Here is a 14,697-nt window from a genome sequence, read left to right on the forward strand (position 1 = left end):
AGCGGATTCAGCCAGTTCTGAAATAGAAAAAAGTCGCAGACCTCTACTCAAGGAAGAAAAGATGAAAAAGAGCCTGTTCAGGAAGAAGACTCTCGCAGCAGTCATTGCTGCGACCATTCCACTTATTGCTGCCAAGTCCAGTGCCGTTACAGAAGTCACCAACGATGGTGATACTTATGCCGCCACCGGACTCTTCGGCGCAGTGACTCGAAATGTTAATGCTGACGCGACTGACCCCTATGCATTCATTCTGGATGCAGACAACGGTACTTTCTACGTTCAGGGCTCTGTATTCCAACCCGTCAATATCAATCTCGACAACCCCGATGGCGTGGCCATTCTGCTCTATAACGGAGCCAATACCAGCTACGCCGTGCACATGCCTGCGTTCAGCGGCCTTTATGGTAAAGGTACAGCTCACGGTATTCTGCTGAAAGACGGCACCTCCAGCGTCGTTCAAATCAATGTTGGAAAGACCTACCTGGGCGGTACCATTCAGGTCGAGGACGGAGATGCTCTCAGAATTGAAGAAGAGCTGCTAGGCACTGTCACCATAACCGGAACACTGCAAGGTAACACAGCCATCACAGCAGCCGATGGAGGTTTTTTGGGAGCAGGTGCTTCGATCGTCGTTAATGGCGGTACGCTGAAAACAAACGGTGAGATTGCCGTTGACTTCAGCGGTGCCGGTGGTGCCCTCCTCATGGGCGTCAATAACGGTACGATAGAGGGAAAAGTGCTGGGCTCTCCTCTCACCGGTGATAGTCTGGCGATAGCTGGTAACTCGACATTTGGTGGCGATATTGAGGATATTGAAACCATTACAGTCGCTGGATCAGGTTCGGACGTCACCAGTTTCCGAGGTGATATTAAGAAAAATTCCGGTTCAACACACGTCAAAGTCTTTGGTACTGCAAGCTTTGACAAGCCCGGATCACAGACGCTTGATGGTGATCTGACTGTTTATTCAACAGGACTCCTTACAACAGAGCTGGATACAGATTCCGACACTAATGCAGCTCTGGTTGTCACGGGTACTGCCGACATTGGTACAGGTTCAAAGCTGAAAATTATTCCTTCTCAGGAAGTCGTAGAATCTGGCAACACCGTTGAAGATGCAAAAATCATTGAAGCCACCACCAACCTGAATGCTTCCGATATAACGATTGAGCACTCTGTGTTGATTGATACTCCCGCGGTCACACAGACCGGCAATACTCTGATCACAGATCTGACACCAAGAACCAGCGAATCACTTCAGAATCTGGTTGCACAGGAAGGCGCTGGCGCCACTACTGAAGAAGCTCTGGCCGCTATGATGGCAGTCATTACCCAAGATCCCGTGAACTCCACGAATTTCAATAACTTTTACCGCACGGTCTCCAATATAACGGATGTAAAGAAACTGGCTGAGGTCGCCAGAGAAAGTAAATTCAACAACTCTGACGCCATCCAGATCACCAACGTGACGGCAGAAGCCAAGGTTAAGAGCAACGTCCTGGCGCACGTCAGAGCAGTTCAGGAGGATGAGGCTTCAAACACCGGACTGGCATACGGTGGCAGTTACACCAGTCAGGGTTTCTGGTTGCAGGTTCTGGGCTCAGACGTCACTCAGGATGATCGCAGAAACGATGGTGGGGACAAGCTGTTTGGTTTCGATGCAGATCTCAGCGGTCTGACACTGGGCGCTGAAACCAACATCAGCGATGACTACCTGCTGGGAGCTGCCTTCACAGTGGCCAATGCTGAAGTCAACAAACACAACTCTAATGACAACTCTACCATCAAAAACTATCAGTTCAGCCTTTATGGTTCATGGGAGCAGGAGAACTGGTTCCTGGATGGCGTGATTAACGTCGGTCGCAGTAACAACGAGCGCAGCCGCTTCATCGATGGCTTTGTCGATGCCCCGATTACTTCAGACTATACGAGTCACCAGTTCGGCTTGACCACCATATTGGGGATGAACCAGAGCTTTGGTGAGATGAAGGTAGTGCCAATGGTCGGTTTCAACTATTCCCTGGTCAAAAGTGAAGATTTTAAAGAAGAAGACAAGTATGCCACCGGTTTTGCCCTGGATGTAGACAGCCAGAAGTATCAAAAGGTTGAGCTGGGTGCTGGCGTAGAAATCAGTCAGGCTTTCAGAGTCAGTCAGGGCGAAGTCGAGCCTTCTCTGAGACTGATGGCCTGGCATGACTTCAAGGGCGACGTGGTAGAAACCACTACACGCTACGTTCTGGGTGGCACCGAGTTCACCTCTAAAGGAGCCGACGCCGTCAAGAACAGCTATCAGGTTTCAGCCAATGTTACCTATCGTCGCAACGATAACATGAGCTTCGTTGTCGGTTATGAACTGAACCAGAGTTCAGACTACAAAGCCCAGAACTACTATCTGAGAATGAAGTACGACTTCTAAGCTTTGACGCTTTCGAGAGGACTCTGTTTCAGAGTGTTGTACTCTCGTTTTCCTCCTCACCCGTCCTTCCAAATTGCAGTTTTTAACACTCCTTTGAATTCATTTATCTGATACTATCCTACCGGAAAATTGAACAGGTACATTTGTTTTACACAACCTGCAAGTCACATCATTAACCGACAGTATTTCCCGGAATCGCACTAATATGGCTTCTCTCAGACATCTCCTGGTAACGGCTTTTACCCTTTTCTTGTCATTTTCTGCTCACGCCGCTTCAAGCACTGAACTCAATGCGACCGTGTATGAAGCGTTAAAAAATCTTTATGCGCAGAGCAGTGCTGCAAAATCTCTTGGCAGCAGAGCTAAAGGAATTCTGGTCTTCCCCAAGGTACTTAAAGGCGGACTGGTTGTGGGTGGCGAATACGGTGAAGGCGCACTTATAAAAGGTGGAGCAATACAAGACTACTACAATACGTTATCAGCCTCTATCGGTTTCCAGCTGGGTGCACAGGCTCGTTCCCAGATTGTCATGTTCATGACCAACGAAGCTTTGAACGACTTCCTGAATAGCGAGGGTTGGGAAGCAGGTGTCGATGGCAGTATTGCCATTGCTGAGTTTGGTGCCGGAGAAGCTATAGACACCAAAACCGCTAAAGCCCCCATCATCGGCTTTATCAGCAATAACAAAGGATTGATGTATAACCTGACTCTGGAAGGTTCCAAAATCACAAAAATTAACAAGTAAAACCCTCGTTAGACACTTCAGTCGTTTCAACTCTACCCCGCTGATATTCGGTGATATAAAGTCTTTTACTGCCCTTTGCGCCGAAAACCACATCAGTGGGGCAGGAGCCTCTGGTCACAATCGTTCGATGAATGTCACCATTGGGGTAGACGGTAGCCACATGCCCCTGACCAAACATCGCAACGTAAAGGTTACCCTCTCTGTCAAAAGTGATGCCATCGGGCCCTACAACCCGGCATGGACCTGCGGTATCGGTGACCGATACAAACCATTCCCGACTGGAAACCTCCAGTTTGTCCGTAAACGGGTAGCGATAGATATTCCCTGTTACCGACTCACTGAGATAGAGCTTTCCATCAGGAGCAAAGGCAATACCATTGACAAAACGAAACCCGTCATCAAGACAATCCACCTGTTTGCTGACAGGATCAATTCGAAACAATTTTCCCTGCATCGGCCCCTCCCAGACTTCCGGATCGGCTCCCCCTTCCGTGATCAGGTCAGCGACGCGGATACCAGAGTCCGTCAGATAAATGGCCCCATCAGGCCCAAGAGTCATATCATTGGGCCAAAGGAAGGGGCTTTCACTGCCTCCGGAAAGCCTCTCTGCCAGCGAGCCATCCGGGTTGAGCCTGATCAGTGACGGTTCATGGGTTTCGGCAACCCAGATACTGCCATCATGGTTGTCCTGTAAAATACCGTTGGGTCTGTCGACCTGCGCAAAAACATGACGTTCTTTTCCTGAGGCCGCAATCCGAACCAGCCGACCTCTCTCCTGACCGACCTCTGAAATAATTAGACTGCCGTCGTTTAGTATCAAAACGGACTCAGGATACTCCAGCCCTTCAACAAAAATCATACTAATCCTCTTTAGCTTGTTCGCTGTGTTTGCCGTGACCGAAAAAACGTTACCTCTATCGGGGAGGTATAAAAACAGCTTCAGTCGCTTGTGAACGTTCATGTGGAGAGACAGTTTAGATACAGATGGTGCTTCTTTGTTTAGAACAATAAGAAACAAACTGTAGGGAGATATAGCTATACAGGGTATTATTTAGTCTCTAATAGAATTAATAAAAACACTTAAAGAGCAATAAATTATTAACTGATAGTATTCAGACTTCAGCGTGAGCTGCATTTTCAGCTCGTGACTGTTTGATGTGACTCGGGGGAAATGCAGCAACTATGAGTCGGCCGGCCAGAGCCGTCATCCATCTTGACGCTCTCAAGTATAACTATCGACTGGCTAAATCACTGGCAGCCGGGGGCAATGTTCTGGCCGTTGTAAAAGCTGACGCTTATGGTCATGGTGCCATCCGCTGTGCACAGTCGCTGTCAGAGGAAGCCGACGGATTTGCGGTGGCCTGCATTGAAGAAGCCCTGGAGCTGAGGGCAGCCGGCGTCAGAAACCGCCTGCTTATTCTCGAAGGATTCTTTGATCCTTGCGAACTCACAGAGATTGCCTCAGAAAACCTTGATATTGTCGTCCAAAGTCCGGAGCAGATAAAACAACTTGAACAAACACGACTGGAGAAGCCGGTCAGGGTCTGGCTGAAAATGGACTCTGGCATGCACAGGGTAGGTATTCTTCCCGGTCACTATCGCGATGCCTGGACAAGGCTTGAGCAACTGCCCTGGATCAGCGAGATTCTGTTGATGACTCATCTGGCCTGTGCCGACGAAACAGACAATGGCTACACCCTGCAGCAGCTTGAAGTTTTTGAGCAGCATACCCTTGGATTACCCGGTGAGAGAAGTATTGCCAATTCAGCTGGTCTTATTCATTGCGCTGGTGCCAGAACCGACTGGAGCCGACCGGGTCTTATGCTTTACGGCGCCTCTCCTTTCGATCGTTCTCATGATATTGAATACAGGCTCAAGCCTGTGATGGAAGTTCATTCAGCCATCATCAATATCAAGGAGGTTCCTGCTGGCAGCCAGGTAGGTTATGCCGGTACAGCAGTCACCAACAAAACGACTCGTTTGGGTGTCATAGCCATGGGTTATGCCGATGGCTACCCTCTCGCTCCTAATGGCACACCTGTACTCGTCAATGGCCAGCCAGTGCCACTGACGGGTCGAGTCTCTATGGATATGCTCACGGTTGATCTGTCAGAAATGGCGGATGCGAAAGTGGGAGACTCTGCCTTGCTCTGGGGTAAAGGCCTGCCAGTGACTGAAATTGCAAGACATGCCGGTACCATCCCCTACCAGCTGTTCTGTAACATTAGCCGGGTTTCCGTCTCATACACTCAGCCGGTTCAGTGTAAGGAGGCTGTCTGAGTCAATTTAAAAAAATAGCTATCCTTTTGGCCAGAAAATATGAATGACCGAAGTATCTGTCCAATCCTTTACATTGCAGAACCGATTCAGCCCTTGTATATTTTCTGCCCGTGCCATACTCTTCTTAACCCGTGGCTGAAGCACTTTTATGACGGCCAGAAGCCACGGTCTAAAGGGCATCAGAGTGTACAGACACTTGTGACAATCCGGTCATTTGCACCATGCCCAAAATTACCTGAATCAGACGATTGCTGAAATGAGAAGTCGAAAAGAAGTCGTCCGGCAACTGGACAGGATTGATCGTAATATTCTTCGAACACTCCAGGAAAACGGCCGTATTTCCTACGTGGATCTGGCAGACCGGGTGGGACTGAGTACCACACCCTGCATGGAAAGGGTCAAGCGTCTCGAGCGTGAAGGCATTATTCAGGGCTATAGTGCCCGACTGAATCCCCAGTATCTTCAGGCAGGTTTACTGGTCTATGTTGAAATCAGCCTGTATACCAAATCAGCAGATATTTTTGACGAATTTCGACGGGCGGTTGTCGCTCTGCCAAATGTGCTGGAATGCCATCTGGTATCCGGTAACTTTGACTACCTGATCAAGGCCCGTATTTCAGAAATGGCTTCTTACCGGGAATTACTGGGCGACATATTGCTAAAGCTTCCGGGAGTGAGGGAGTCCAAAAGCTACATCGTCATGGAAGAGCTGAAAGAAACACTGAATCTCCCAATTCCCGATTAACTCAATAGTCCCTGATGAAATAATTCAGGGCCACTGCATCCTGCTCTTCAATATCGTGAAGCTGGAATCCTGCGGCAAAGTCCCTGGTGTGATCGCCCTGCTTATTGCCAGACTGACACCAGACACATTTGGCCACCAGCGTTACATGATGTGCGGTGTCATTGAGACCGGGCAATACCATGGTAATATTCCTGACGTCTTCCAACCGGATAGGTTGATCCGTCGTAATACTGAATCCGCCTCTGGATACATCTTCCAGAACTCCCAGTAACTGACCACTGTCATTGTCCACAACCTGTGCGGGCTCAGCCAGAACCTTGCGTGGATACCGCCGCTTCTCAAGTACAGTATCTGTCATGACATGTCCTCTCTTTCGTAGAGCGAAATTTCAAGATACCGCCTTTTCAGCAAAATGACAAAATTCTCCTGCCTGTGCCCACTCGCTTCTGTTATAAAATAGCCTCTTTCCATCTGCTGGCGGGTTTTATATTCGACCCGCTCAGATGGGAAATATTGCTGACATTTTATTACCCTATAATCCGACAATTTACAGTATAAGTACGGCCTGATATGTTGTTATCCCTCTCACCTGCTCTGACGTTAACCTTAGCGATTGTGTTGGAAGTTTTTGCAACGTCCTGGCTACCCAAGACCAATCAATTTACCTCCCCCTTACCAACAATGGCGGTATTAGTTGGCTACGGTCTGGCTTTTTACCTGTTGTCGATTACGGTTCAAACTCTGTCACTGGGTGTGGCTTACGCAATCTGGTGTGGTGCAGGAATTGTTTTGGTCGCAGCTTCATCATGGCTGATATATGGGCAAAAGCTGGATATCTATGCATTGATTGGCATTGGCTTTATTTTAACCGGAACCGTGATCATCAATCTCTTCTCATCTTCTGTGAGTCATTAATCTGTCATCTAAGTGTCGAAATGTTGTAATTTGCCTGGAGTAGTTTGCACTTTTATTTCAGTCAGGTGAATTCATGCTACCTCCACTAAGAGCCCTGGTGGCTTTTGAAGCAGTGGCCAGACTTGGGACCATTGGTGCCGCAGCGCGAGAATTGTGTGTAACACAGGCTGCGGTGAGCCAACAGCTCAAAAGTCTGGAGGCATTTCTTAATACCACATTGTTTGAACGGAGCAAGAGAGGCGTCAGGCTCACTTCTTCAGCGCAGCATTATCAACCCATAGTTTCTGGTTCGCTGGCTCATTTAAAGTTGCAGACTCAAATTCTTTTTGGTGAGCAAGAGGCGGATGTTCTGAGGTTAAGAGTCAATCAGACATTTTGCCACAACTGGTTAATCCCCCGCTTAGACAGCTTTTATCAGAAATATCCTTTCATTCGCCTCGATATCCAACTTGTGGACTGGCCTTCTACTACCCCCTGTCAAAATGTTGATATAGAACTTACGAACGGCAAAGTAGACAGTGAAGACACTCGGGCAGAGAAACTGTTTCAGGAGCACTGGCAGTTGGTATGCAGTCCGGAATTCAAACGGGATTATCAACAACTATTAAAAGATGAGGATTTCTCTCAATTGCCTGCGGTACAAGTCAAGGGCTATCAGGAGAACTGGCTGCAATGGCTGAGCCACAATGAACTTGAGATCACCTTACCCAGAGTACAATTGGAAATTAGTAACTCACTCCATGCCCTGGAAGCGGTAAAGCGTGGCATTGGTGTCATGTTAGTACGTTCATTGGCAGCGTCCGAATTACTGAACAACAACAAAATTGTGCCGGCTCACGAGGCGACTATGCCTGCGGAGTCTGGCCACTACCTGATCACCAAAAATAGTCGCAACGCAAAGGTAAATTACTTCTGCGACTGGCTGCACCATCAGATTAAAAACGATGGCCCTACCTAAAGATTTTCTTATGAGAACCCATAAAAAAAATGTGGTTCAGTCTAACAGACTTGTCATAAATCCCGTTTACATTATCGAGATATCATCAAAGTGCCAGGGTTGAACCATGAGTACCTTCTCCCAACAATTTTCGAACCGGTTAAAGGTACTGCTTTTCACTGCGCCTTTGCTCGTACCCCTCGTGACGTTCTGGTTGGTGCCATTTGGTTACTCGGTATATATCAGCTTCACCGACTGGGACTACATTTCTCCGGAGTACCAGTTTATTGGTCTGGAGAACTACCAATACATAGTAGAGGACTTTGAGTTCATTCAAGCCTTACTCAATACCTTTTGGTTCTCACTCGGGGTTGTCATTCCCACAGTTGTGCTTGGTCTTCTATTTGCCTTGCTATTGCATCGCAATTTTGCAGGTAGTCAGTTTTATCGTGCGGTGATCTTTTCTCCTTGGATCACCCCAACCGTTGCCGTCTCTATTGTTTGGTCCTGGGTCTTCGAGTCTAAAGCGGGTCTCGCTAATCAACTGTTGATGTCTTTGGGCTTTTACAAAATCCCGTGGCTGGAGCAAGGGGATACCGCTATGTTGGCCGTGGTCATCGTGACTATCTGGCAGGCTATTGGCTGGACCATGCTCTTTTACATCAGTGCCTTAAACAAGATTCCCGAATCTTTATATGAAGCTTCTTTAATTGACGGATGCAGCAGTCTGACACGCTTTCTGAAGATAACACTGCCACTGGTTTCACCGACAACATTTTTCCTGGTGGTAGTGAATATCATCACGGCTGTGCAGGCGTTCGATCAGTTTCAGATTCTCACTCAGGGTGGCCCGGGCGGGGAAACACGGACCTTGTTGTATCTCTTCTATCAACAGGCATTTGAGCGTTATGAAATGGGTCCGGCAGCAGCAACATCATTGGTCATTTTAGCGATCACAGGCTTGCTTGCCCTGATTAATACTTACATCGGTAAGCGTTGGGTTTACTACTAAGGATAGGGTTATGACGACACAAGCTATTGATGGTTCACCCACGTCAGGTCAGATAAAAGCCGTCAGCCATAAGAAAAATGCCGGCACCGAACGTCCAATGGAAAGACAAGCTTTTGTTGCGCTGGCGAAGCATAGTTTTCTGATGGTTTGCGGAACCATGATGGTGTTTCCTTTCCTATGGATGATATCGGGCTCTTTGAAGTCGAATGATGAAATTTTTTCCAGCCCGCTTAATTTAATCCCGGAAACATTCCGCTGGGAGACATTTGTTGAAACATTCCATAGCGCACCCTTCGGTTTGTATATCTTTAACAGTTTTAGTGTGGCGTTATTTACCACTGTGCTGGTAATCATCAACTCAGCCATGTTTGCCTATGCACTGACACAGCTGAGATTTCGCTCCAAAACTGTGCTTTATTTCGTGGTTATGGGATGCTACATGCTGCCCGGTGCGGTGACCTATATTCCATCCTACATCACGCTGGCCAGGCTGAGTTTGCTCGACTCTCACACTGGCCTGATTATCTCGAATGCAGCCTCTGTTTTTGGTGTGTTCTACCTTCGTCAGGTGTTTATCAAAATACACCCTTCATTGATTGAAGCGGCGCGTATTGACGGAGCCGGTGAACTGAAAATTTTGTGGGCCATCATGCTTCCCCAATGCCGGGCTGCGGTTGCCACACTGTTTCTTATTACCTTCATCACCAACTACAACAGTTACATGTGGCCAAGTCTCGTGATTACTTCGCAAGAGCTGAACTTAATCGCAACGGGTATTCGCCACTACTTCATCGCTGAAGGTAACTACGGCTTGAATTGGTCGCAGATTATGGCTGCGAGCACAATAGCAGTGCTGCCTTTATTGATTCTGTTCGTCGTGTGTCAAAAAACGATTCTTTCAGGTATCGCCGATAATGGCGTAAAAGAGTAAACGGAAATGAAACTAAAAACTCTCGCACTCATGCTCACAGGCGCAGTCAGTGCGTCTATATTCTCGAGCGTTGCGCTGGCAAAAACCGAAGTAAACTTCTGGTATTCGGGCGGTACAAAGCCGCAACAAATGATGAGTGAGCTTATAGAAGAGTTCAACACGAGTCAGGACGAATACGTAATTAAACCTGCTTTGCAAGGGAATTACACCGAGACTTACCAAAAGCTTCAGGCTGGTTTGGCATCGAAAACTGCACCAGAGTTAGTTCTGTTAGATCCCGTTTACGCTGATGCCATGCGTCAGCGTGGTCTAAGCCGTGACCTGAGGACATACATGGACGAGGAATTCAACTTTGATGACTTTGTCAGTGCCTTTAAAGATCAGGTGACAGCGGAAGATGGACAAGTGTTTGGCTTACCCGCTTATGGCACAACACAGGTTTTCTACTACAACAAGCAAGTGTTGGCGAAGAACGGCTTTGAAGAAGAAGATTTAAACACCTGGCAAGGTGTTGCAAAAGTTGCAGAAAAAGTGACCGAGCGTGATGAGAAAGGCAACACAGTATTTTACGGTTGGGAGCCCATGTGGGGACCTGATAATTTGATTGATGCGGCCTTTTCTAATGGCGCTCAAGTGATCAGTGATGATGGCAAAAAGGTGCTCATCGATTCTCAGGAGTGGGTTGAAGTTTGGGATAGCTTCCGCAAATGGATTCACGATGATGAAATCATGCGTATCCACTATGGTGGTCAAGGCTGGGAATACTGGTATAAGACGATTGACGACGTAATGAAAGACCATGCACTGGGCTATACCGGTTCTTCAGGTGACCAGGGTGATCTCGATTTCAATAAACTGGCGGCGACCACCCAGCCTGGCTGGGGATCGCACCCTTCGGCACCTCAGGCAGGAGCACTTATTTACGTGATGCCTGAAGGAACCGATGAAAAAGCGGCTCAAGGAGCGTTTGAGTTTATGGAATTCTACACAAGTGCCGAGAAAACCGCCGCCTGGTCAATGTTCACTGGCTACATTCCGGTTCGTATGAGTGCGACGGATGTCGCTGAATACAAGTCGTTTACAGATAAGAACCCGCAAGCTCTGATTCCGTTGAAGCAAGCCAGCTCAGCAAGCCCTGACTTCCTGGATCCAACCAATGGCAAGATTATGGATGCCTTAAAAGTGGCCGCTGACCAGGTTCAAATCCAAAACATTTCTGCTGAGAAAGCGCTTGAACGGGCAGCAAAAAAAGCGCAGCGAGCGTTAGATAGGGTAAACCGCTCTTAATGCCTGTCGAGTCCGTTTTACACGGGCTCGCATTTCTTAAGTAAAGGATTAATCGGCAAAAGCTATGACTGAATTTCAAGGTGAGCTCACCTTTGGACGAACTCGTCTGCCATTCAAGGTACCGCACGGAGCGCTATCGGTAAATGTTACGGGCTCTACGGTCACTAAAAGGTTTTTGTATGCAGCTGTCTACGATGCAAAGGATCAGTATCGTGGCAAAGCACTCTTTGAGAAAGCCAACAAGTCACTGTGTTTCAAACCTGAACGGTCAGGGTTTGGTGCGATTGATGGCGATGTTATGGAAGGGGAATGGTATCTCGACTTATACAACATGGATGCCGAGTTCAGACCCAAGCGTGCCATACAATATCGTATTTGGATTGACTTCGATCAGGAGCAAAATCATGAAGAGCTGCTCACCGAAAAGGTTGTGGGAACTGACCACCGTATCCACTTTGATTACAGCAAGCTGCTTAAGTCCGAATCACACTGGTATCGTGGTGATCTTCATGCTCACACCAGACTTTCTGATGGTCACAATAGTCTCTCTGCCGCAAAGCAGATTGTGGAGTCACAAAAACTCGATTTCTTTTTCTTTACCGAACACAACATTTGCCAGCCAGGATTGCCTGTCTCTGAGTCATGTCTTTTCTTACCTGGCATCGAGGTGACCACTGACCTGGGACATTTTAATGTTCACGGGCCTGAATGCATGTTGGATCTTCGAAATGTCGAGCTTACCAGCCAAAGGGTTATCGAAGCCGGTATGCAACTCGCCCGTGCGGAGCAAAGCTCCATCAGTATTAATCACCCGATGATGAAACCCTGGCATTGGCAGTATCCACAGCTTTTACTTGAGCAGATCTCAACCTTTGAAGTGTGTTGCGATCCCACCTGGCCGACATCGCCTCAAGCCACTGAGTCTGCGCTGCGGGTGCTCAATGAAATGTGGAATTGCGGTCATCGGGTGGCCGCCATAGGTGGAAGTGACTCGCATCTGGAGCCCCATGAACGCAACCCCAAAGCGATGGAACCGTCGATATATGGCGATCCTGCTACCTTTGTCTTCAGCCACGGTTTGAGTGGTGAAGGCATCCTATCCGGTTTGCGCAACGGTCAAGTCTACATAGAGCGTCGTTGCGGGCTTTCGTTTGATATCAACAACCATCAACTCTTGCCGGGAGCTGATAGCTCGGGCGAGCCGCTCAGCTACCGAATAGCCGTGCAAGATACTCAGTTGAGTTATCTCGCTGAGTGCATTGTCGATGGCGAGTTGGTTGCAACGATGATGCTGGGTTCAGAACCGAAAATGATGAAGGTCGATTCCGATTATCATTGGTGTCGGGTTGATATTCGCAGAGCCCAGACCCGGGAATTCGAAGGCTGTATCAATGCTGTTTATAACGGTACCAAGCCTACTTTTAAAGCCCCGAAAGTGCGTAGTTGGGGAGAGCTGATAGAGCGATTAAATAGTGATGAAGTATAAAGCACTACTGTTTGATAAAGATGGCACGCTATTGGAGTTCCACAATATGTGGTTAAAGGTTTCGCGCAGTGCCTGCCATCGGGTAAAAAACTACAGCGATGATAGACAAGGTCATCAAAATGTCACTGAGTCGGAGTTACTCTTGGCGATTGGCGTTGAGGGAGACAAGGTCGACAATCATGGACTACTCGCTTCTAACCCTGTTGAAGACACAGCTGCTGCATGGTTTAAGATGCTCAATCCTAAGGTATCACTGACAGAATTTACCAGAGTGACCAAGGACGCTTTTAACCAGCAGGTTACAGAAAATCCTGAATGGATTGAAGCCTTACCCGGAGTGGCAGACACACTCACTTCCCTCAAGCAACGAGGGATGATTTTAGGCATTGCGACAGCAGACACTAAAGATTCAACGCTATATACGCTGGAACAGTCAGGTCTGAGTGAGCTGTTTGATTATGTTGGATACAGTGATGGGAATATAGAACCCAAGCCAGCTCCCGCTCTTTTGAATGCGTTTTGTCAGCAATGTGGCATTGAACCCCACGAGGTCATAATGTTCGGAGATACGATATCCGATATGGAATTTGGTACCAATGGGGGCGCGAAGAAAATCGGGGTACTGACAGGGACAGCCCTGGCGAGCGAGCTGGAGCCTCTGGCAGATCTTGTCATCCCATCGGTGGCACACTTTGACCCACACGCATTTAATGAATTGATTTAAGGTTGAGCAATGGCTGAAGTCACGCTGAAAGGGATAGAAAAAACGTACCCGAATGGTTTTAAAGCGGTACATGGTGTCGATCTCAACATCCGTGAAGGTGAGTTCATGGTGTTTGTGGGCCCCTCTGGCTGCGCAAAATCAACCACGCTGAGAATGATTGCAGGCCTGGAAGATATCTCTGAAGGCGATGTGTACATCGGTGACAGGCGAGTTAATGATTTGCCTCCCAAAGATCGTGGTATCTCCATGGTTTTCCAAAACTACGCGCTTTATCCTCATATGTCCGTGTATGAAAATATGGCCTTTGGTTTGAAGCAGCAAAAGCTGGCAAAAGCCGAAGTAGAACAGCGTATTGCAGAAGCGGCAAAGACACTCGACATTGAGCATCTACTGAAAAATAAACCCGGTGAAATGTCGGGTGGGCAGAGACAGCGGGTGGCTTTGGGTCGTGCCATGGTTCGCAAGCCGGATGTTTTTCTCTTTGATGAGCCGCTTTCAAATCTGGATGCCAAACTCAGAGTGTCAACCCGGGTCAGTATTGCTCAGCTGCATAATGATCTGAAAGCGGAAGGGCAAAATGCCACCATGATTTATGTCACCCATGACCAGGTGGAAGCCATGACGCTGGGTGATCGAATCTGTGTACTTAACCAAGGTCAAATAATGCAGGTCGATACGCCGATGAACCTCTATCAATACCCTGCTAATAAGTTTGTTGCCGGTTTTATTGGTTCTCCGGCGATGAACATCATTAAAGTGCGTATTGATGACATTGATGGCGTAATGAATGTGATTGCAGAGAGTGGACATCGCTGGGAGCTACCGAAACAAAAGCAAGGCCTGGCCAGACAGAGAACAGGTGAGTGGGTCTGGTTTGGCGTTCGCCCTGAGCATATTCAGTTAGCCAGCGACTTTACTTCACCTTGCGAAGTCAACACCCAACGCCACAAAATTGATGTGGTGGAATCAATGGGCAATGAACTTTACCTCTATTTTCAGTTGGGAGGTGACAGGATGATCTCAAGGATACCCTTCGATGCTGACAGGCTGGTGTCGGGTGGTGACTCTGCCTTGTTGAAATTCAGGGTCTCTCAATGCCACCTGTTCGATTTGGATACCGAAGAAACTTTAGGCCAGGAGCCTGTCGGACTTAAGCGTCCGTAGCGAGGATTGCAAGAAATTGAGGATAAAAATTTCTGCTTCTGAGGAGAATAGCGAG

14 protein-coding genes are annotated in these 14,697 nt (G+C 48.0%); 12 read left to right on the plus strand and 2 right to left on the minus strand.

Annotated elements, in window-relative coordinates:
* Positions 1 to 61 precede the first annotated feature (61 nt).
* Together KDK19_RS13595 and KDK19_RS13600 are read left to right on the plus strand one after the other, a co-directional pair.
* Entirely contained in the window at positions 62 to 2,416 is a 2,355-nt protein-coding gene (locus KDK19_RS13595; RefSeq protein WP_257292163.1) for an autotransporter outer membrane beta-barrel domain-containing protein, read from the plus strand.
* A gap of 205 nt (positions 2,417 to 2,621) precedes the next feature.
* Positions 2,622 to 3,161: a YSC84-related protein gene (locus KDK19_RS13600; protein WP_257280344.1), complete on the plus strand. Its 540-nt coding sequence runs from the start codon at positions 2,622 to 2,624 to the stop codon at positions 3,159 to 3,161.
* Here the strand turns inward: KDK19_RS13600 and KDK19_RS13605 are convergent.
* On the minus strand, positions 3,151 to 4,020 hold the full coding sequence (locus tag KDK19_RS13605) for an SMP-30/gluconolactonase/LRE family protein (protein ID WP_257280343.1): 870 nt from the start codon (positions 4,018 to 4,020) through the stop codon (positions 3,151 to 3,153). The genes KDK19_RS13600 and KDK19_RS13605 overlap by 11 nt on opposite strands.
* A 323-nt stretch (positions 4,021 to 4,343) precedes the next feature.
* Between KDK19_RS13605 and alr the strand changes: the two genes are divergently transcribed.
* Together alr and lrp are read left to right on the plus strand one after the other, a co-directional pair.
* Entirely contained in the window at positions 4,344 to 5,441 is a 1,098-nt protein-coding gene (gene alr, locus KDK19_RS13610; protein ID WP_257274639.1) for an alanine racemase, read from the plus strand.
* 256 nt (positions 5,442 to 5,697) lie between these two features.
* Positions 5,698 to 6,186 carry a leucine-responsive transcriptional regulator Lrp gene (gene lrp, locus KDK19_RS13615; RefSeq protein ID WP_257280342.1) on the plus strand — a complete coding sequence of 163 codons (489 nt, stop codon included), beginning with the start codon at positions 5,698 to 5,700 and terminating at the stop codon, positions 6,184 to 6,186.
* Position 6,187: 1 nt separating this feature from the next.
* Here the strand turns inward: lrp and KDK19_RS13620 are convergent, their stop codons facing one another.
* Positions 6,188 to 6,544: a PilZ domain-containing protein gene (locus tag KDK19_RS13620; RefSeq protein WP_257280341.1), complete on the minus strand. Its 357-nt coding sequence runs from the start codon at positions 6,542 to 6,544 to the stop codon at positions 6,188 to 6,190.
* 212 nt (positions 6,545 to 6,756) lie between these two features.
* On the opposite strand from KDK19_RS13620, the gene KDK19_RS13625 reads away from it, so the two are divergent.
* From KDK19_RS13625 to KDK19_RS13660, 8 genes are all read left to right on the plus strand, one after another.
* Positions 6,757 to 7,101: a multidrug efflux SMR transporter gene (locus tag KDK19_RS13625; protein WP_257292164.1), complete on the plus strand. Its 345-nt coding sequence runs from the start codon at positions 6,757 to 6,759 to the stop codon at positions 7,099 to 7,101.
* 73 nt (positions 7,102 to 7,174) lie between these two features.
* Positions 7,175 to 8,059 (plus strand): LysR substrate-binding domain-containing protein, encoded by an 885-nt coding sequence (locus KDK19_RS13630; RefSeq protein ID WP_257292165.1) that lies wholly within the window; start codon positions 7,175 to 7,177, stop codon positions 8,057 to 8,059.
* A gap of 106 nt (positions 8,060 to 8,165) precedes the next feature.
* A complete protein-coding gene (locus KDK19_RS13635) occupies positions 8,166 to 9,050 on the plus strand; it encodes a carbohydrate ABC transporter permease (protein WP_257292166.1) in 885 nt (294 codons plus the stop codon).
* A gap of 10 nt (positions 9,051 to 9,060) precedes the next feature.
* Positions 9,061 to 9,981, plus strand: a complete 921-nt coding sequence (locus KDK19_RS13640) for a carbohydrate ABC transporter permease (protein WP_257292167.1) — start codon at positions 9,061 to 9,063, stop codon at positions 9,979 to 9,981.
* 6 nt (positions 9,982 to 9,987) lie between these two features.
* Positions 9,988 to 11,268: an extracellular solute-binding protein gene (locus KDK19_RS13645; protein ID WP_257292168.1), complete on the plus strand. Its 1,281-nt coding sequence runs from the start codon at positions 9,988 to 9,990 to the stop codon at positions 11,266 to 11,268.
* 64 nt (positions 11,269 to 11,332) lie between these two features.
* On the plus strand, positions 11,333 to 12,754 hold the full coding sequence (locus KDK19_RS13650) for a CehA/McbA family metallohydrolase (RefSeq protein ID WP_257292169.1): 1,422 nt from the start codon (positions 11,333 to 11,335) through the stop codon (positions 12,752 to 12,754).
* Positions 12,744 to 13,478, plus strand: coding sequence for an HAD family hydrolase (locus KDK19_RS13655; protein ID WP_257292171.1), 735 nt, complete (start codon positions 12,744 to 12,746; stop codon positions 13,476 to 13,478). Before KDK19_RS13650 ends, KDK19_RS13655 begins: the two co-directional genes overlap by 11 nt.
* A gap of 9 nt (positions 13,479 to 13,487) precedes the next feature.
* The gene (locus KDK19_RS13660; RefSeq protein ID WP_257292170.1) at positions 13,488 to 14,642 is read left to right on the plus strand and encodes an ABC transporter ATP-binding protein; all 1,155 of its coding nucleotides are present in this window, start codon (positions 13,488 to 13,490) and stop codon (positions 14,640 to 14,642) included.
* Positions 14,643 to 14,697 lie beyond the last annotated feature (55 nt).

The organism is Endozoicomonas sp. ONNA1, from assembly GCF_024606325.1.
GTDB lineage: Bacteria > Pseudomonadota > Gammaproteobacteria > Pseudomonadales > Endozoicomonadaceae > Endozoicomonas_A.